Here is a 19,243-nt window from a genome sequence, read left to right on the forward strand (position 1 = left end):
GTGAGAGATAAAAAGAAGTATGTCTTGTTTATAGATGAAACTGGTAGTGTAGATGATCAAGGTACGTTTGGTATGACTGGGGTTATTTTTGAATATAAATATTCAGTTTCTGATGATGAGAGGTCGTCAGAGTTGAAGAAACGATTGGATTTATATAAATTATCATGTTTTAATGATAAAAATTTAACAATTCATTTAAATGATATTTCGCGAGGTAAAAAAGAATTTGAAGGATTTACTGCTGACGAAAGGGCTCTATTCATTAAAAGTATGCCAGAGGTTTTAGGTTCCTTGGAATTTCAAATTATTTCGGTGACAATAGATAAAGGTAAACTTAATAGTTACTTTAGTCCTTCTAAAAACCCTTATATAATTGCTTTTACACATATTCTTGAAGCGTTTTATTTGTTTATTGAAAAAGTAGATGCTGAATCAGCACGCATAGTTATTGAAGCAAGAGATGACAAAAAAAATTTAACTGTGCAAAAGGCGTTTTTTGATGTGTATAGTAATGGAACTATTCATGTCGATTGTGAAAAGTATAAGGATAAAATTGCAGGATTTATAGTTGCTGAAAAAGGAACGGGAAAATATCAATATGGTTTAGAAATTGCTGATATGGTGTGTAATCCTATTCATCGAGTAAGACAAGGGAAAATTGAGTTAGCTCCTAAATGTTTTAGATATCCAAGAGACAATAAAATATTTAGTGTAATTAAGAGTAAGATATTCTCTCCATCATCTGATCCAACAGATATTAGAAATTGGGGATTTAAAATGGTTCCAGTTTTGAAAAAGAAAAAGGTATGGAGTGACACTCCTTCATAGTAATTAAATTTGACATGTATAAAAAAGCTGTCATATTCATAATACTACTATTAGGTATACCTAGTCGGAGGGGGAGAATTGGTTTTCCGATTGTCACAATCCCCTCTTTATTTTCTTGACTTAGATATTCAATTAGAGTTATTATAGAAAATACGTAGGAATTGGTATGCCGATTGCTTAGTGTAAAATGTAAATAAATTGAGGATTGGTTTTCCGGTCGTCATAACCTAAACCCTGGTATCTTAAAGATACCAGGGTTTTTTTATGTGTTCTTGGAATTTTTTCTTCACTCCATTATCTTTTAATTAACATGAAACATCACTAATACAAATGAATAAAACATAATGCGAATGCAAACTAATGTAACTTAATGTACCAATAAAAGCCGGCTTACCTCAGTTTAGAGGAAGTCGGCTTTTATTTTTATTTATCTTTTTGCTTCTTTAATGCATCGATCTCAGCCTGATGTTTTTCACGATTTTGCTCATTCACTTTACGTAGCTCTGCAACTTCATCGTAGAGTGAACGAATTTCTTCGTTGTGAGTAACGTTTTGTTTCGCAAGTTTCTCTTGCTGCTGACGTTCGAGATCCAGCAATGCTTTCTCGCGTTCTATATCTTTCTTTTCAATCGACATTTGAAGGTTTTCTTTATATTGAGTCTGTGCTTTTTGTGCATCTGCTATTGCGTCCTCTAAATTTTTAGCAAATTCATTTGCTTGTTGTTCTGCGGTAACAGCTCTTACGGTTAATGTAGATTGAACCTCGCTTAGTTCAACTTTTAACGCTTCGTTTTCATCACCATATCCTTTGTATTGCGCAACCAATCCATTTAACACATCATTCTTTTCTTTGTATTCGATAATTAGAGCCTGGTTATTTTCAAGCATCGTTTGATTCGTTTCAAAACTTTCGTTTAGTTGTTTTAATTGTTCTTGAAGAGCAACCGTTTCCTCATGTTTCTGTATTACTTGCTCTTTTAAAGCAGCATTCTTTTGTTGGAAGTCTGTAATAATTGCTTCTTTACTTTCTAGTTTAGTAGCAATTTCCTTTACTGCATCTTCTTTTAGGTAAACCGATCGCTTCATCATATTTACGATTAGTTCATAAATGCGCGTTGTGTGACTTTCGAGCTCTGTTAAATCTTGCGTATAATCAGTGGACCCTAGTTTAATAGAGTTCGTTTCATACAGAGCTATAGCTTTCTCGAACCAGTCCTTCGCTGAAACCCCACTCTCATCAATAACTAATTTTGCTTTTTCGTACATTTCTTCACTAACTTTTACGCCAAATGTTTTGTCCGCCATTTTTATTTTCTCCTTTCCAGTTAACTTATAAATGTAGTTATATCAAATGGTTAACCTAGTTAATGTTTGTTAACCTTATTATAATATAAATTTTCCGACATTTCAAGCAATAGTTGAATTACTAATGTGGGACCTAATAGTTACTAATGTTAATGAAAACTAATGTAGTTTAATGTAAACTAGCACTAATGAATAGTTACTAATGTTTTAAATTAATATAAAGGGCGGTGTGTGATGGTGAAGTTTTCATTTGAAATGACTATTAAAGAATTGGTTGATGAAATGAACAGTGGAGGAACGCAAAAAGATTTGTATGCACTTTCTAAAATTCATAAAGATGTTTTACCTTTTTTATTCAAGGCAGCAGGATACACACGCGAAAAACAGAAATATGTTGCTGAAGATGGTGCAAATACAAATATAACAATTGAAAACCTATTGCCACTGGCAAAGGAACTTCATAAACAAGCGAAAATAGCAAAGCTAACAAATGAATCAGTAGCACCAAAAGTTGTTGTATTAGAGGCTCAAAAACCACAAAAAAAAGTTGAAATTCAAGCACTAACAGAAACTAATGTGGGAGCTAATGTAATTGATTTTAGCAACAAAGAGCAAATGCAGAATGCCATTTTAGAAGTTCTGGATTTAACAATGGAGGACCTGGAAGCTGTTCGTTCAATTGGCCAACACAGTGAAGTTGCAGCAACAACGGAGAAAGTGAGCATCTTCGAGGAAATTAAAAAGTTGAGTGGTAGGGATCGAGCAAACAAAACATATTTCATGAGCAAAGAGTTATCCGGAAATATAAAAGAATATGCGGACGACAATAACATCAAAGTCTCGCAGATTATTGAAATAGCGATAATAGATTTCTTGAAAAAATACTAAATGCATTCAAAGGGGCTACTACCAATGAACGTGTATGCGATTAATTTCAATACTAAAACTTTTAAAATAGAGGCTGATGTTCATGAAATTGAATATAACAATTTGGATGAACAATACGAGAAGCTAGTTGAATTATTAAATGCTGAAGGCTTGGATGTAATTGACTATAATGATGATATCGCTATACTCGTGGACGATAGGGGATTTGAAAAGAAAAATAACCCCGTATTCGAAGTGAAAACCGAAGACAATATTTCGTGTCAATTAGCAGGGAAACTGCTATTTGTACGCAACATATACAACGAGGAAAGCACGGATTTTGGAAGCATAACGCCTCAAGATGTATTTCATTTAAAAAATAATCTTCTCATAGCACTTACCGGGGTACTAGAAAATACATTATAAATGACAAGTAAAAACGCTCACGAATGAGCGTTTTTTGATGCAATAATTTACTATCTTTATTGAAGTAAAGCACCCTTTAGTTGAACAAGAATAGAAATAGTGGTCTTTTATAAAACTTCTACCACAAAAGTGTAGGATACTTCACCATTTGACCATTCCGCTAATATCTCATAGATATACTGACCTTTACTAGTCGGTGCTAATAATTGATTATTTTTTAACGTAACTTCTTTTTCCCTTCCGTTTTCATTCCATAGGTAAAGGGATATCCTAGGATTTTCTTCAATCTCAATATTTATGTTCGTGTTCGGTTCTACCATAATGGCACTAAAATTTTCAGCTATTTGGTATGGAGATGCGGCATCGGTTTCTACAACTTGAGTATCTAGACCTTGTTTTCTTTCCCATCTATAATTTCCAACTACAATTTCATACTCTTTATCATTAACACTAATCGAACCTGTCATAGATGGGGGAAATTCATTTTCACTGGCTTTCACTTCTTTATCTATTTCACTGCTATTGTTAGAACAACCAGTTATACATAGTGTAGAAAAGACGACCATTGAATAAATTAAAAGTTTTATTCTCAAAAACATACCCTCCTTTTTCTAAATTAGACATTAATTCTCCTAAAGAGTTTCATTTCTTGTTGAACTAACCTGCTGCGTTAGTTTAAGTGAAAGCTTTCACAATACTCAGATTTACTTTAACATAAAATTACTAATTTCCTTCAAAAAAATAAGTCCATTAATCTTGATGGGATCCTTTTTATAATGATTTATTGCTAGTCTAGAAGTCTACTACCTTCTTGAAGTTCAATCATACCGTTATTAACTAATCGGATTAAGCTATCATGTACTACTTCTTCGCACGTACTAGTCATATCAGCTAGTATTTTTTTAGTAGGCTCACCTTCACCTTCATCGTTATAGGCAAATAAACAGATGACTAAAAGCTTATCGATTGGATAATCAAATCCAGTGTCATTTAAGAGTGCGGTAGGTAATACAGTAAACTCTAATTGTTCCATTTTCATTGCTATTCCCTCTTTTCATATTTTAATTATGACTTTAAAGAATTCATTTTTTTCGTTCTGTCATGTACTGGTGAATAGCTTGTTTATGCTTATTTTTCAAGCGACTGCTGCCACCAACTATGACATTCACAAGCCAACTCATATCGCCCTCTGTTGCTTCTAAAATGGTTGCTAATGTAGGAGATATTTGTTTTTTCACCCAATCCTTCATATCCTCAATTCTTCTATCTGCCTTCTTTTGCGAGAGTTTTATTTTCTCGACATCTTCAATGATATCTTGCCACCAAGGCGCCGTATCCCATCTCCGCTTTTGCTGATTTGTTGAATTTGGATTTGGTTCAACAAAGCGAATATATTGATTCAAAACACCGCGTATTAATATTCCGATTTCCTTGCTCATTAGTATATAATCCGCTGCCATACCGGCTCTTTCTTCGCGAAATACTAATTCCATTCGTGTCCATTCGTTTTGCACCTTCAACAGTTCTTCTTTTTTCTGTTGATTTGCCTTTGCTTTCTTTATTTGTTCCAATTTTTTATCATAAACTCGCATAAATATTTTGGATTTTTTAGATCCGTAATATAAAGTCCTACCCAAAGTTTCCGTATCTGATATTCGACGTTCCATGATTAGAGAATATTTATACCACAAACTAGATACATGGCCGTCCTCACTATAGCGAAGGAACTTATCGAAGTTTATTACACTATCCTTTTTATCATCGATTGCAATATCCACACGAGTAAAGTTATGCCTTGCCATTGTTTTTTTGCTGTTACTTATGATATTTACTATAGATTTATTAGCTTCATACTGCCTGCAAGCTTGACCAGTAAGTATGATATGTACGCCCATTTTGTCATTGCCCGACTCCAGGTTATACAAAAGAAATAATGTGCCAGCGTTCCAAAGTTTTTGCTTTTGATAGCCGAAACGTCCTTTTTTCACTTCCATGAAATCTTTAGGATCTAATTTAAGTATTAAATTTATGATAGTATCTACAGCTAAATCGTGAACGGTGAACTCTAGCCAGTCAATTAGTGCCGTTAAGTTCGCTTGACTGTTCGTGGATTCAATCGTAGCAATGTTTTCAGCATTATCCAATTCCTCTTTTAACCTCCCCAGTCGTTTTCACGTTTACCAGTCTACCCCCCTATTAGTAGAGGGGGGTGTGGTTTTTTTATTTGTCCGTTGTTGTATCATAAACATCAATTATTTAATACTTTTTGACCACACTTGATACAATACTCGAGTGTTTTTATACCGAAATTTAAAATAATCGCTTCAGCTATCATTTTTGCTATCGTATCGAATTTAGAATCAAACAGTTTATTGTCGCTGGTGTTATCTATAAATCCAACTTCCAACAAAAGTGCAGCGGAATTGGTTTTCTCTAATACGTGGTAATTCGCCGTTTTAACTCCACGATCTACAAAGCCACACTGTACTATTGAATTTTGTATTGCAGTTGCTAAGCCCTTCGATTTTGAGTTATCCATGGAGAAAATAAACGTCTCAACTCCTGCAGCCTTTTCTGGTTGAAAAGCGTTGCGATGAAAGGAAATAAAATAATCGTATTTTTTCTTCTTTTCGGCATTGCTTCGTTCTATTAAGGACATTGTCTTATCCGTTGTTCTCGTTTCATCAACTTGGATACCTGCAGCTCGTAGAAGCTTTGCAACAGCTTGACCGAGAATCAGGTTATCATTGGCTTCTTTTCGATTTTTATAGACCGCACCAGGATCCGAACCTCCGTGGCCATAATCTAGCATTACTAACACTCACACGCCTCCTTTCTTCGATTTTTGGTACTCTACCCATAAATACCTTTTATATTTAAACCGAATTTTTCTCTTCAATAATCTAGACATTTTTTGAAAGCTGGTTGTTAAAGTTAATAGATCAAGTGATTCAAAATGTAAATTGACCATATTTCAATTCCTTTCGTGTGTATCATCCTTTCGATTTTTAATGAAGTTCAAAAGAGAATCGCCTACAGCGGGTGTCCCCAAAACAATGTTTTGGGGAGTACGAGAGCTTGATTAGTTGTATGAGACCGTCAACAAGGAAAAGCTCCTTATCCTCGCCAGGGCTCCGGTACCGCTTTTTCTTGTTGACGATCAGTTAGTTAAAATCTCAATACGGTTGACCATTTTGCTTAAAACTATCCATGTTTTGTTGATATTGTTGCTGACGGTTATTTGTCGGTTGTTGGTTTTGTTTATTAGATTCCTGGCTATTAAAAGAGTTAATCAGTTCACCTTGCTGCTGGGGTTTTGCTAAAAATTCACAGGAGTTTACGATAACATTTACGTAAGTTTTTTTGCCGTTAGTTTGTTGATCCGGCACTACATTTATCTCAACACGACCATCCAGCAAGACTTGTCTGCCTTTTTGACAGTAATCGGATAATGACTGAGCCAGTTTTCCGAAGGCGGTGCAATAGAAAAAGTCAGCTTTATCGCGGTCATTTTCGCGTGATACTGCTAATGTAAACCTTGCTACTGCCGTCCCATTTGGTGCATATTTTATTTCTGGATCCGCTGCCAATCTTCCGAGTAGAACTATTTTATTCATTTTCTCATCTCTCCCCTTGCCATATTGATGGTGCTAAATCTAAAACATTAATATGTGCTGATTGCGTGTAATGAGCAGTTGCAGATGGTGTTTTATGACCGAGTAAATATTGAATTTTCTCGATAGGTACAGACTTCTCAAGCAATAAAGTAGCGAATGTGTGTCGTAAGACATGACAGGAAAATGGAATATTGGTCTTTTGCATGAAAGTCGTGGCGTGTGTCTGTAGTGTCCGTTTGCTTACACGAAAAACTGGCAAACTCGATGTATCTACACTTTGTAGATAGTCGTGGACGATGAGTGCGGATTTTTCAAATACGATAGGGATTTTTCTATCACTTCCCCATTTTGCATCTTGAATATCTACGAAAATCCTTCCCTCTTTTTCTATCGTTATATCTTCTTTCGTTAAATGAGCTACTTCCCCGACTCGTGCACCACTGCCAATCATTAGATAGAACGCTGTTCGTATGTTTGGTTTCAATTGATCGATGTACGTATAAAACTCGTGAATCTGTTCATCCGTTAACCTTTCCTGTTTATAAGACTTCACCTTGATTCGTAATAGATTACTAACTGGATTCGTTTTAACGACTTCGTGCAGAATCAAAAAGTCAAAGTAGCCACGTAAACAAGAAATAACGGCGTTAAACGTGCGCTCTGATTTTCCTTTCTTCAACATCCACTCTTTAAATCCCAGTAGGTCCATTGCTTTCATACCATCAAGAGTTTGTTTTTCAAATTTAAGCCACCGATTGAATGCGTTCAAATGAAAACCGTATGTCGTTACTGTGTTAAGGGTCTTTCCTTCAAGCAAAATGTGATCTAAATATTTTTTGGCGTATAACAGCCTTATTCCCCCCTTGCACTTAACTATGAATATGTCGTATATTCATTTTGAGGAATTCAAAAAAAATATACTTTTCTAATCGTTACTATTTTTTTGACTCAAACGATCAATACTTTTGGATAAAGTATCGATTTTCTTTTCCATCCGGACTAAAAGATATACCGAAATGATTACAGCGAATCCGTAATCGGCAATGTATTGAATCAACTCATTCATTAAATTTAAAATCAGTCACTACATTTTCCGTAGTCACTTCTAGGTTCAAAATGTCTCCAAAGTTTTGCCCGCAATTTTTACAAAGATCAAAATCACCTACAAGTAAGTTTCCTGTTTTTGCGTCTTTGACCATCATTTTAAAAAAGATATCTTTGACTCGGTTACAACATTCACATTTTTTATAAATAGTGTGAGCTAGCGTTGATATTTTCAAATGTTCATCCGTCAAATAAATATCATCCTTTCTTAGAAAATTAGTGGTGCTTAGTGAAGATGGCCGTCTCCACTAAGCAAAAAACTTTAACCTACTGTAATACCAAAATCACTTGTAACCGTTTCTACTGTTTTAGCTCCCTTCAAGCGCGCTGGTCCCATTAAACTTATAGAATTAAAAACTTTTAAATCATTAAATAACTCCATTGCGGCTTGTACTGTTGTAGCAGTCAAGTCGGGCTTTGGGTCTGTTAAACGAATTGAAACATCTTTGTTTTCTGCAGTATTAAACTGCATTTGTAGAACCTTCCGAGTTTTCTCGCTCATCGTTATCCTCCTCTCTTTTTATTATTTTCCTTGCTGTTAAAGCACACTATCACGCTGAACTCTCTCTACTCCAATAAACTCATTAGATGATAGGCTTTCAAAAGCTGTCGCAACCTGCAGAATTTCATCAGCAGTTATATCAGCTCTAACCTTCGATAAAGTAATACGCTTAGTCTGCATTTTTCCAGTTCCGGTTCCATCATCAAAAACAAAACTTAGTACTAAATCCAAACGATTAAAATTTAAACTCGCCGCCATGTCGAATCACCTCCTTTTTTGTAGTATACAATATTCTGAAAAAATAGTCATCTAGTATTACTAAGTTGTGTAAAAGTGTATATTAATAAATAATAAGTGCTATAAAATAGTAATTTATTTTACATTTTAAACCATAAAAAAAGATGCGGAAGATTAATAGATTTTAATCTTCCGCATCTTTAATTTAAATTATCTTTTATTGTTTCACTTCATTCACAATAGCGGCTGATGCCCAACCAATTAAGCACATAGTAACTAATAAGGTAATCATTATCTTCACTCCTTTTCCTTTTTCTCGTTTCTTAGTATTCACTCTATTATAAAATCACATTATAAACTATTATTTGTTATTAGTATTTTTGTATATTGAGTATTTTTAGTAGCATTTGACAAAAAATCCGACTTAGCTTGCAACGTGTTGGTGCAGGTTTCCAATACGTTGCAAGCTTAGTCGGACTGATGTGTGATAGACGGCATGTTGTCTGGCATGCTTTAGCTTGCCTTTGATTGATTAGCATCACACATCATTATTTTTTGTCAAATGGTACGGTGAGAGTAGTGGTTTCTGATATGTCTTTATTTTTCGTTTAGAGGGGGCATGACGAAATAGCGATTTGCCGAAACGTTTTTCTTCGGCAAGTCGCGGTTTTTTCTTGATGTCGGGGCGTTTTTCCCCGGCACGAAGAAAAAAATTTCGTGATGCCCCCTCACTTTAATTGTCTGAGGGGATTATGACTAAGAAGGTTTAAGCTGGCCATGATGCAATAGCGAGATGACGAAGTGCTTTTTCTTCGGCATGTCGCGTTTTTTTCTTGATGTCAGGGTGATCTTTCCCTGGCATGAAGAAAAAAATTGCATGATGGCCAGCTTATCTTTGGGCCTTTTGCATATTTTTTTCAAGGATTACTATGGGAGTAGTTTCGCAAGTCGCAGCCACCAGACGGAAATTCAGTCAGAAGAAGCGGAGCGTCTGACTGAATTTGCCCCCCTTCCCCTCAAAGAGCACCCCCCATCTTAAATCCCGTCCTTGCTGCCGGGGGTGGGGGAGTTTGCCTGGGGGGTTTGGGGGGGCGGCTGAGGGGGAGGGGGGCAATTTTCAGCGATCACCTCACGCTGAAAATAGTCTGGTGGCTGCGACTTGCGACTATGGCATTTGACCTTTTCTTTTGAACTTTAACTTGCTGTGTTTGAGTGGATATTTTAAATTTAGGAGGATTTTTTTGTTATAGCGAGCCATGACAAAATAGCGAGATGTCGAAGTGCTTTTCTTCGGCATGTCGCGGTTTTTTCTTGCTGTCGGAGTGCTTTTTCTCCGGCATGAAGAAAAAAATTTTATGATGGCGAGCCCTGTGTAGAAGGGGATTTCTGAGTAATTGGTATAGGCAGCCATGATGAAATAACGATATGCTGGAGCGCTTTTCTCCGGCATATCGTGGTTTTTTCTTGTTGTCGGGGCGCTTTTGCCCCGACATGAAGAAAAAAATTTCATGATGGCTGCCGTCTTGATAGACTTTATATTTACTGGTTAACTCAAAAGTATTTATCTTACTGGGGTTAACCTCAATAAAAAGGTTAACCATTTAATTAATAATTAACCTCTGTGAAATTCGTTATTCTCTTTCTTCAAGCCAATTGTAGAATGGTACTTTATCTGCCTCTGCATTCTCTTTTAAATACTGCAGTTCTTTTAAGTATTCATTAGCTTTTTTAATTAAGAAGTCGGCTCTTTCTATTGTGATAGATACAGGTTTTTCCGTATGTATTTTCAATTTCGCACTTTCTCTAATTAGCTCGCTAGCTCGTTTTCTATTTTCATCCTCTTTTAAATCCATGAATTCTAGTGCATCATCCGAAATAATCGTAAGTATTCTTTCAAGCTCATCGATTTGTTTTCTAGTCGCACTACCAGTCAATTCACCTATGGACCAAATAAGATCAAAGCCTGTTATTGATCTGCCTTTTTTGATTTCTTTATAAGAAACCTCTATCTCAGTAAATTTGACAATTTCCTTTATTGCTACGTCCAACACATACTTTTTAAACAACGCTGTGTTTCCGACGTAACTTTTCTTTTTATCCACCCCAAATAAACGCAATAGGGCTTCTTTAGACACCTCTTTATGCCAATACCCATAGTGAGCCTTTAAATACTCGTAAAGTGCCCAGGAGAAGCTACTTTTGAATTGTGAGGTGATGTTCAAATCGGTCACAACGTAATTATTTTTCAAAGACAGTATATGAGGTAAAACACTGTCAGCCCATTTAAATTCAAACGTCCCTTTATCGTAGCTAATCGATTGAAAAATATGCTGATAAGTAAACTTGTCTTTTTCTAAATCCAAGGTCGAAAAGTGAAGATTGAAGATTACTTCAACATCATCGTTGATTTCCGTTGTCGTGTACTGGACCAATTCAAACCTTTTTAGGAAATCACGTCTTTGAAATGTAGTGACGTTTTTTTGTTGCGTGGTGTAAATTGCGAAAGCCAAAAGCTGCACCTGATTTAATGTTAAACCCGCATTTAACTTTGCCATTGAAAGTTCGTTACTTTTCTTTATCGATGATTCATTTGAAATCATTATTTTCTTTGTATTTTTACGCAAATGTTTGACCTCCTACTATTGTAAGTTAAGTGACATTCATCTTATAATAAGTATACTATACTATAAGAATATGAACCTCAATCTTTCAATAGATATTAGGTAATTCTTTTAATAGAGTTAGGTAATTCTTTCAATAGCGTTAGGTAATTCTTTCAATAGCACCTCGCAAACGTTGGTATATAAGGGTTTTTGAGCACGACAATATAAGTAATTGTAATTAATAACTTAAAAAAATATTATATATATAAATTTAAAAATATATTTTGAGATTATCAAAATTTAAAATTCTAACAAAAATAAAAATGATATATTTATAGACTTAAGACCAATAAAATGTGAGGTATTTCTTACTTTAAGCTGGAGGGTTAAATATGCTTTGTCCAAAATGTAATGGTGTTCAAGACGTAATTAAAGTTCATAATTCGGATTCTTTGGAACCACGCCTATGTGATGTTCAATGTTTGGAATGTGGAGAGATAGTTTACTATCAAGCTTATGACTGGGGTAAAAAGTTAAACCTAGCTGATAAAAGAGATTAAAATAGTAATATATCTTAATCTCTTTTTCAAAATACCACATTAGTAACTATTAGGTCCCACATTAGTAATTTAAACAAAACCTAATAGTTACTAATGTTTTTATTATGTATTTCTATTCTCATTTATAATGTTATAAACGGTTGCTCTACTAATGCCGTATTCTTTCGCAATATCTGTTGCACTCTCATTAGCTCGATATAACGTTATAACACGTTGTTTTGTTTTACTATCTACTTTTGGTCTTCCACCCGTCTTCCCACGCTTACGTGCAGCTTCTAAGCCTGCTAGTGTACGTTGTTGTATAATGTCACGCTCAAATTCAGCAAATACAGCAAGCATCCCGAACATTGCCTTCCCAGTTGGCGTAGTAGTATCAAAGCTATCGTGGATGCTGACGAACTCTACTCCTTTTTCTTTAAGCTGTTCAGTTAATTGGTACAGTTCTTTCGTACTTCGAGCTAGACGATCTAGTTTATAAACGACAAACACATCACCTTTAGCTGCTGCCTTCAAAGCGTTCTCTAGTTCTTTTCTGTCTGTTTTCCTAGTTGAAATCTTTTCGACGTACATAATGAAATCCAAACCTTTTTCTGCAGCATACTTTTCAATAGCCTGTTGTTGCATGTCTAAATTTTGTTCATCGGTACTAACTCTCGCATATCCGATTAATCTTGCCATTGATAAAATTCCTCCTTAGTCTATTTATCCATACGTTTTATACACTTTCTATTTTAGACGAGTAATTAGACAAAAACAAACAAAAAAAGCACCCTTGAATGTTGATTTGAGGGTGCTTTCTATTTTGTATAAAAAACGGTGGTTAAATAGATATGATACTTTTATTTATAGGACTTTTATAGAAATGATAATTTTAATTGAGTTCCATAATACTTTCTAAGTGGTTATACTAATTTATAATACTTCAAATGATTGTAGGTGAATCTCATAGTATCTGTTATACAGTTGCCATATAAGGCCAAAAAGACGGCTAATCAATTAATCAAGGACGTTTTTAAAGAAAATGGTGTACAGTTCAAATTAATTAGTGAAAACGACGCTATTCCATACTTAGAAGAACGTAACTACTATTACAAGTTTGCATGCTATAGGAAGAACTTTAGTAGAAATAAAAAAAACAAATACATAGATTTAGATTTTCAGTATTTGATTTCTCTGTCTAAATTAGATAAAGAATTACGTTACATACTATTACAAATGACATTAGAAATTGAGCACTTTTTAAAAGTTAAAATTTTAAAAGATATATCTTATAACAACCAGGTAGATGGATATGAAATAGTTAGTGATTATATTACATCGTACAATGATAAACATTCTAGACCAATTTCAATTGATTTATTAATAGATAGGGGGAAAAGTCAAAATAGTGTAAGCCACGGTATTTATACTAAAGTTATTAATAATCAAAAATATATAGCTATTTGGCAACTTATTGAACTCATGCAAATGTATGAGCTACAATATTTTTTCGATTATTATTTTACACGTTTTCAACAATCAGATATAAAGGTCAATACATATAAGAGTTTAATTGTAAGCTCTAGTTATATAAGAAATGCTGCCGCTCATAATAGCCCACTATTAGTTAATTTAGCCTCGTGTCCTTCAGATGCTTTTACTTCTAAGGGTATTAATAATCGTTATATTAATAGTTTGCTAAAACCACATTTAAAAGATGCGGCAATTGACTTAGCAGTTAAACCTACCTATCGCTTTAAGGATATTGCAGCTGTATTAAAACTGTATAAACTTTTAAGAGTTAGCCCAACATCTTCAATAGATCCGATAATTGATTCATTAAGAAACCTTTTGGACAGTATAAATAATAAACCGCCTTGTCCAAAATTAAATAATGATGTCATGACGTTTTTTACAAATCTTCAAAAATTGTTTGTGGATATTTATAAATGATTTGACAGGGTCTAAGCTTTGTATTAACATTATTAACATAGAAAGAATGGTTCGACCATTCGCAAACCGTGGGTGAATAGTCCATTGTTTGTTGTACATTTACTTATAAAACGCAGAATTCAGAGATGGTTTTTTAAACCATAAATGAATTCTGCGTTTTTATTTTTGTGTTTTTTATCTTTTGTTAAATTTTTTTTTTAATTCAGCAATACTTAAATAATTAGCATCAATTTTTCTATGCAGCATGGCATGACAGTTTGGGCAAACAGGAATTAAATCTTTCTCGTAATCGACTTTATACTCACGTCCAATTTGTTCTAGTGGAACGATATGGTGTACATGTATAAAGCTTTTCCCTAAGTCTCCGTAAGCGTCTTCAAAATTCATATCACAAACTGCACAATTATAGCCGTACTTTTCAACGCAATTTTTTCTAGCGATAGAACTTCTTTCGTATTTATTTACAGTTACCGTTCTTTTATGTCCTTCATAAATATCATCTTCATCGATATCATTGAAAAATCCTTCTGAGTAGTAGTCATTGAAATTTATAGCTAGGTATTGAGACAACTGCTCTCCACGAATTTTCACAGGTCCTTGTGGCGCCCACTTCAATCCTTGTTCTCTCAAACGCTCTAAGGTTAATGCTTCAGAATTAACATAATCTAATAGTTTTAAACGGGTGTATTTCCCCTCTAGTGATTTATCATATTCATCAATATTTACCCAATATTTTTTATCGTCTATTACCTCATTAGGACTCAGATTTACTTGTTTTACTTCTGTTTTAAACATTACACGTTTATATGGTTTTGTCGCGTAGATATATATAATGTCCCCGACTTGATAGTTAGCATTTTGTCGCCAATCAACGTGACTAAGTTCATCAAAAGCACTAATAAAATTATACATTTTGCTATTAGCTGAAATCATCCACTCCATGTTTTTCTCTCCCAGTCACTATAATAATCTTTATACCGAAAAAATTTAAACAATAGTATGAGAGCTTTTCCACAATTGATAGGCTTCTTTCATACATCTCGCACAAGGTCTATAGCCAGCGGAAATAGCTGTTTTTTCATCTGCAAAGAAAACACGATATTTCACATAATGACCTTTTTGAATAAATGAAAGTGCGGAAGAACAATCTAAACGACCATAAATCTTTAGTTTTCGGTGTCCTCCCAGCAATCCAGGAGTTTCACTCGAATATGTATCTCCTACTGAATTTAATAGTTTGTACGTTTTCATGAATGCGTCATGTCCATTCGTATTCAACTAGTTTACTTAACCTACAATACTTTTGAGATATTAGTCCCCTAATGTTAAATACTTCGCAAAAGCAGAATTACAACTTTTTGCGAAGTGTTCTTTTCTTATTATTTTCATGAACCATACGATATCAGATAACAGACAATCCACTTCTTTTAACCAAATGGTATGAATCGACAGCGCCTGATTGAATTAATTCATCTCGTGTCATTACAATATTAATTGGCTGTTCAGGTAAGTCTTTTGAAAAATGGTATCGAGAATCAGAACTTGGACTTAAATTTTCGAGTCTATCTAAATCATCTGGTTTACTAGCTGCCAGAATTTGATTGACTTTAGTTTGGGTACTAGCGGCATCTATTCCATAGGTATTCAGTAGATGTTGTTGTAAACGAGTTCTTGAAACTAACATTGCGGTTACATAATGAATATCTTTTAATTGCACATTTTGGACTGGAACTTCTTCTCGTTTTATCCAACAAAATAGATAATGTGTAGAACGTTTGTAGTCGTTGTAGAGCCAGCCAATATTTCTTGCACCAGATGGATTAAGATAACTTAACTCTAAAGCAAACGTAGAGATAGGTTTCGGAATACTCATTAAGCCTTTTTCATCAATTAATAATTTATCATTATTTGAAGTAACAACGGTGGTATCAATTCCTTGATACTGTTGACTTTGATCAATAATTCTTTCGAATTCAGTGAAATCTTGTCTAGGATAGTAAAACTTATCTAAATATTGACCTAAAACTTGTTCGGCAATTAAATCTCTATTAAAGTTAGTAATATTTTTCAAGATAATACCTCCAAAATGAATTAGAAATAATTACAATTTATATTAAAATCCTTTCAACTATCCCCATTTTACTATTAGCTTTTTGTGGATTAGGCACATGAGTAATACTAAAGCTTTGCGGTGCCTCCAATCCTATTATTAATAAAGGAACACTTAGTTGATTATTGAGCGGTGGCAGATATTCAATAAACTTCTCGTATGTACCAATGGCTCCGTCGAACCCACCAGCAACCTTCATTTCCTCTGTTACACATATGATTATGCCTAATTTTGTTTGGATTGCTTTTTGAACATGGTTCAGCTCGCTAGCAAGTACGGGTTTTAACAAATTCCAAGCAATTACAGTACCGTGATTAAAAGCAACTTCTATCGAAATGTTATCTTTTGCAAAATCCAATCTCCATGTATCTCCGGTATAGTCGGGATTTTGGAAGATTGGACTTTCACTTCTCCAACCTCTGGCAATAAATCCTACTTTTAATAATTCATTAATTGTAGTTGAGATACTTTTTCCACGGCGGTATCCTTTGGCTTCAAATGAATTAATAATCTGTTCTTCAGTAATGCTATGTATAACCTCTTGCACTTCTAACCAAATATCTGCGAATTCACGATCAGTGTTTAAAATTGCTGCAGCATATCGGTGTGAATACATTCTATATTCCATGTTACGAACTCCATTTCTAAAACTATTTAGTGATTTACAATGTATAAACGTATGGATTTCCGTCCATTAAATGCTTTAAATCATAATACCGATTACCTGTATTATTTATTTCTGGTCTTGGTTCATTATTTAAAATTGTGTGCTCTTCTAAGATGTAAAATTTATAAGTCAGAGTTTGCTCAAATCCAAAACCTTTCCAGCGATTTAAAATATAATTGCTTAAATTCTTTTTTAAAACAGATGAAATTGGTAATGTATTAATGGAATCTTGCCATTCTTCCATATCCAACTCAAATTTTTGATGAATTTTATATACGTTGGTCATTATCCCGCCTTTATTTCTTCTAAAAGTTATAAAATCGGTTTCCTTGTAATTGTAGCCTTTCTTTACCGGATGAGCATGTATATGAAAAGATTCGATTAAATGTATTGTATCGCCAGCAGGGATTGATAAAACTATGTTTTGAGATTGAATCTGAGTATCTAAGTTTGCACCCCAAATAAACTTTGTTGGTACTTGTTCAACATCCACCCTTGGAGAAATCTCTTGAAGTGCATCCAATTCAATTTTTATTAAATCTTCGGTAATGAGCCAATCGCCATTCTTTTGAATATCATCCAGTAGTTTGTGAGTGTACTCTACAATTGGTTCACTGTCGTGAACTTGATCTAATACAATTAATAATTCGTGATTAAATAATAATCCATTGCGAGTAAAGTTGGCCGATCCAACAATACATTTACTATCGTTAAAAATATAAGCTTTCGTATGTAAATTATTTAAGGCATATACCTGAATATCATTTTTCACAAGTAGTTGAATTGCTTCTAGACTACTGGCTCCGTTTAAAAAATTATTTCTTTCAAAGGTTGTAATGACAGTTATTTTAACTGGTTCGTTATATTTTTGTATCTTCTCTAAAAGTTGCTCAATAGTCCATAAGCTAATATAGGGACTAACGATTATGAGTGAAGATAACATTTGAGGAAATTCGTTAAAAAGCTGCTGTTTTAAATCACTTGATAAAACTTTCATTTTCCTGTCCCCTCGATTCTACAAAAAACTCAAGCTTTACTATTATTATAATTTTTTTCCAACGGTGATTGCAAAATAAATATTCAAACTGTTGATCTTTTGAAAATGATAGATTATAATACTAAACATAGAAAGGGTGTTCGCTTAATGAGTAATCAATTAAATGTAGTTGAGTTGTTTGCTGGTGTAGGTGGATTCCGTTTAGGGTTAGAAACAGCAGACAAAAGTTTTTTTAAAACAGTTTGGGCTAATCAATGGGAACCATCAAAAAAAGCACAGCATGCGTTTGATTGCTATGCTAGCCATTTTAAAGAAGGTATAAATAGTAATTCAAATACAGATATAAGTGAAGTTGAAGATTCATTTTTTCAACAGCTAAATATAAACTTTTTGGTAGGAGGATTTCCCTGCCAAGACTACTCTGTGGCTCGTTCATTATCAGGTGAGCAAGGTATCCATGGTAAAAAAGGCGTTTTGTTTTGGGAGATAAAACGTATCCTTGAAAACAGTAACCCAAATTATGTACTGCTTGAAAATGTCGACCGCTTAATCAAGTCGCCAGCTAAACAACGAGGACGCGATTTTGCTGTTATGCTAGCAACATTCCGCGATTTAGGTTATATCGTTGAGTGGCGTGTAATTAATGCAAGTGAATACGGAAATGCTCAACGCAGAAGACGTGTTTTTATCTTTGCTTACAAAAAGAATCTTGGCTATGCTCAACAACAAATGAGTCTTACAAAAGAGGAATTACTATTTAAAGACGGTTTCTTTGCACGTATATTTCCCGTGAAAGATAAAGCATTCAAGGGGCGTAATATTCCGGATGAGTTACCGACGGACATAGTGAAAATTTCTGAGGAGTATTCTTTTAACTTTCATACAGCCGGTATTATGATTGATGGATTTTTTCAAACGATGCAACCTGAAGCGAAGGAACCACAACCGGTTCCATTAAATAAAATTTTATTGCCGGAAGTAGAGATAGAGGAAGAATACTATTTAACAGAGGCAGAAGTAGAAAAGTTTTCTTACTTACGTGGTTCAAAGAAAATTGAAAGAACTTCAGCGGATGGCCATAAATACATCTATGCGGAAGGTGGTATGTCACCGGTAGATGATATAAACTTACCAGGGCGAACGATGTTAACCAGTGAAGGATCTGTTAATCGAAGTACACATATAGTTGAGGTAAATGGACGTAAACGCTATTTAACACCAATTGAATGCGAACGTTTAAATGGATTTGAAGACAACTGGACCGAAGGCATGCCGAAACGTATGCGCTACTTCTGCATGGGAAATGCTCTTGTTGTAAACTTAATAAGAGATATGGGGAATAGAATCAAAGAAATTGAATTAGAGGAACAAAACAAAAGTACACAATCCAAAGTTCCTATGTGATGTACAATATGTTTTGAATGCATTTTAATAGATTTAGGGGATTAAGAAGTGGGTTGAAATCGTTAGTAGAAGGGGGTAGGTGTT

23 protein-coding genes are annotated in these 19,243 nt (G+C 34.3%); 5 read left to right on the forward strand and 18 right to left on the reverse strand.

The window, feature by feature from the left end; translation table 11 throughout:
* Nucleotides 1–828 carry a DUF3800 domain-containing protein gene (locus PB01_RS20625; protein WP_225986294.1) on the forward strand — a complete coding sequence of 276 codons (828 nt, stop codon included), beginning with the start codon at nt 1–3 and terminating at the stop codon, nt 826–828.
* A 423-nt stretch (nt 829–1,251) separates the two neighbouring features.
* Here the strand turns inward: PB01_RS20625 and PB01_RS20630 are convergent, their stop codons facing one another.
* The gene (locus PB01_RS20630; protein WP_151702152.1) at nt 1,252–2,133 is read right to left on the reverse strand and encodes a coiled-coil domain-containing protein; all 882 of its coding nucleotides are present in this window, start codon (nt 2,131–2,133) and stop codon (nt 1,252–1,254) included.
* 234 nt (nt 2,134–2,367) lie between these two features.
* Between PB01_RS20630 and PB01_RS20635 the strand changes: the two genes are divergently transcribed.
* Nucleotides 2,368–3,021 carry a hypothetical protein gene (locus PB01_RS20635; RefSeq protein WP_151702153.1) on the forward strand — a complete coding sequence of 218 codons (654 nt, stop codon included), beginning with the start codon at nt 2,368–2,370 and terminating at the stop codon, nt 3,019–3,021.
* Between the two features lie 24 nt (nt 3,022–3,045).
* Nucleotides 3,046–3,426 carry a hypothetical protein gene (locus tag PB01_RS20640; RefSeq protein ID WP_151702154.1) on the forward strand — a complete coding sequence of 127 codons (381 nt, stop codon included), beginning with the start codon at nt 3,046–3,048 and terminating at the stop codon, nt 3,424–3,426.
* A gap of 107 nt (nt 3,427–3,533) precedes the next feature.
* Here PB01_RS20640 and PB01_RS20645 read toward each other — a convergent pair whose 3' ends face one another.
* The 12 genes from PB01_RS20645 to PB01_RS20705 all read right to left on the reverse strand — a co-directional run bounded on the left by PB01_RS20645 (nt 3,534) and on the right by PB01_RS20705 (nt 12,727).
* On the reverse strand, nt 3,534–4,019 hold the full coding sequence (locus tag PB01_RS20645) for a hypothetical protein (RefSeq protein ID WP_151702155.1): 486 nt from the start codon (nt 4,017–4,019) through the stop codon (nt 3,534–3,536).
* A gap of 194 nt (nt 4,020–4,213) precedes the next feature.
* Complete coding sequence (locus PB01_RS20650) at nt 4,214–4,465, reverse strand: hypothetical protein (RefSeq protein WP_151702156.1); 252 nt, start codon at nt 4,463–4,465, stop codon at nt 4,214–4,216.
* Nucleotides 4,466–4,508: 43 nt separating this feature from the next.
* Nucleotides 4,509–5,570 carry a replication initiation factor domain-containing protein gene (locus PB01_RS20655; protein ID WP_151702157.1) on the reverse strand — a complete coding sequence of 354 codons (1,062 nt, stop codon included), beginning with the start codon at nt 5,568–5,570 and terminating at the stop codon, nt 4,509–4,511.
* 104 nt (nt 5,571–5,674) lie between these two features.
* Entirely contained in the window at nt 5,675–6,238 is a 564-nt protein-coding gene (locus PB01_RS20660) for an N-acetylmuramoyl-L-alanine amidase (protein ID WP_151702172.1), read from the reverse strand.
* A 364-nt stretch (nt 6,239–6,602) separates the two neighbouring features.
* Complete coding sequence (locus tag PB01_RS20665) at nt 6,603–7,043, reverse strand: single-stranded DNA-binding protein (protein ID WP_151702158.1); 441 nt, start codon at nt 7,041–7,043, stop codon at nt 6,603–6,605.
* A 4-nt stretch (nt 7,044–7,047) separates the two neighbouring features.
* A complete protein-coding gene (locus tag PB01_RS20670; protein WP_151702159.1) occupies nt 7,048–7,860 on the reverse strand; it encodes a tyrosine-type recombinase/integrase in 813 nt (270 codons plus the stop codon).
* A gap of 108 nt (nt 7,861–7,968) precedes the next feature.
* A complete protein-coding gene (locus tag PB01_RS20675) occupies nt 7,969–8,109 on the reverse strand; it encodes a YvrJ family protein (protein WP_151702160.1) in 141 nt (46 codons plus the stop codon).
* Nucleotides 8,102–8,338 carry a hypothetical protein gene (locus PB01_RS20680; RefSeq protein ID WP_225986295.1) on the reverse strand — a complete coding sequence of 79 codons (237 nt, stop codon included), beginning with the start codon at nt 8,336–8,338 and terminating at the stop codon, nt 8,102–8,104. Before PB01_RS20680 ends, PB01_RS20675 begins: the two co-directional genes overlap by 8 nt.
* Nucleotides 8,339–8,409: 71 nt before the next feature.
* Nucleotides 8,410–8,649 carry a DUF2922 domain-containing protein gene (locus tag PB01_RS20685; RefSeq protein WP_151702161.1) on the reverse strand — a complete coding sequence of 80 codons (240 nt, stop codon included), beginning with the start codon at nt 8,647–8,649 and terminating at the stop codon, nt 8,410–8,412.
* 36 nt (nt 8,650–8,685) lie between these two features.
* A complete protein-coding gene (locus PB01_RS20690; RefSeq protein WP_151702162.1) occupies nt 8,686–8,907 on the reverse strand; it encodes a DUF1659 domain-containing protein in 222 nt (73 codons plus the stop codon).
* A gap of 1,610 nt (nt 8,908–10,517) precedes the next feature.
* Nucleotides 10,518–11,510 (reverse strand): replication initiation protein, encoded by a 993-nt coding sequence (locus PB01_RS20700; RefSeq protein ID WP_151702164.1) that lies wholly within the window; start codon nt 11,508–11,510, stop codon nt 10,518–10,520.
* Between the two features lie 641 nt (nt 11,511–12,151).
* Nucleotides 12,152–12,727, reverse strand: a complete 576-nt coding sequence (locus PB01_RS20705; protein ID WP_151702165.1) for a recombinase family protein — start codon at nt 12,725–12,727, stop codon at nt 12,152–12,154.
* A 258-nt stretch (nt 12,728–12,985) separates the two neighbouring features.
* Between PB01_RS20705 and PB01_RS20710 the strand changes: the two genes are divergently transcribed.
* Nucleotides 12,986–13,981: an Abi family protein gene (locus PB01_RS20710; protein WP_151702166.1), complete on the forward strand. Its 996-nt coding sequence runs from the start codon at nt 12,986–12,988 to the stop codon at nt 13,979–13,981.
* A gap of 174 nt (nt 13,982–14,155) precedes the next feature.
* On the opposite strand, the gene PB01_RS20715 is transcribed toward PB01_RS20710, so the two are convergent.
* The 5 genes from PB01_RS20715 to PB01_RS20735 form a co-directional block, all read right to left on the reverse strand.
* Complete coding sequence (locus PB01_RS20715) at nt 14,156–14,923, reverse strand: HNH endonuclease (RefSeq protein WP_151702167.1); 768 nt, start codon at nt 14,921–14,923, stop codon at nt 14,156–14,158.
* A gap of 45 nt (nt 14,924–14,968) precedes the next feature.
* Nucleotides 14,969–15,259: an Ada metal-binding domain-containing protein gene (locus PB01_RS20720; RefSeq protein ID WP_404815124.1), complete on the reverse strand. Its 291-nt coding sequence runs from the start codon at nt 15,257–15,259 to the stop codon at nt 14,969–14,971.
* Nucleotides 15,260–15,383: 124 nt separating this feature from the next.
* A complete protein-coding gene (locus PB01_RS20725; RefSeq protein ID WP_151702168.1) occupies nt 15,384–16,052 on the reverse strand; it encodes a hypothetical protein in 669 nt (222 codons plus the stop codon).
* 37 nt (nt 16,053–16,089) lie between these two features.
* On the reverse strand, nt 16,090–16,719 hold the full coding sequence (locus PB01_RS20730; RefSeq protein WP_151702169.1) for a BglII/BstYI family type II restriction endonuclease: 630 nt from the start codon (nt 16,717–16,719) through the stop codon (nt 16,090–16,092).
* A gap of 34 nt (nt 16,720–16,753) precedes the next feature.
* Entirely contained in the window at nt 16,754–17,755 is a 1,002-nt protein-coding gene (locus tag PB01_RS20735) for a phospholipase D family protein (RefSeq protein ID WP_151702170.1), read from the reverse strand.
* 147 nt (nt 17,756–17,902) lie between these two features.
* On the opposite strand from PB01_RS20735, the gene dcm reads away from it, so the two are divergent.
* Nucleotides 17,903–19,159: a DNA (cytosine-5-)-methyltransferase gene (gene dcm, locus PB01_RS20740; RefSeq protein ID WP_151702171.1), complete on the forward strand. Its 1,257-nt coding sequence runs from the start codon at nt 17,903–17,905 to the stop codon at nt 19,157–19,159.
* Nucleotides 19,160–19,243 lie beyond the last annotated feature (84 nt).

Source organism: Psychrobacillus glaciei, from assembly GCF_008973485.1.
Taxonomy (GTDB): domain Bacteria; phylum Bacillota; class Bacilli; order Bacillales_A; family Planococcaceae; genus Psychrobacillus; species Psychrobacillus glaciei.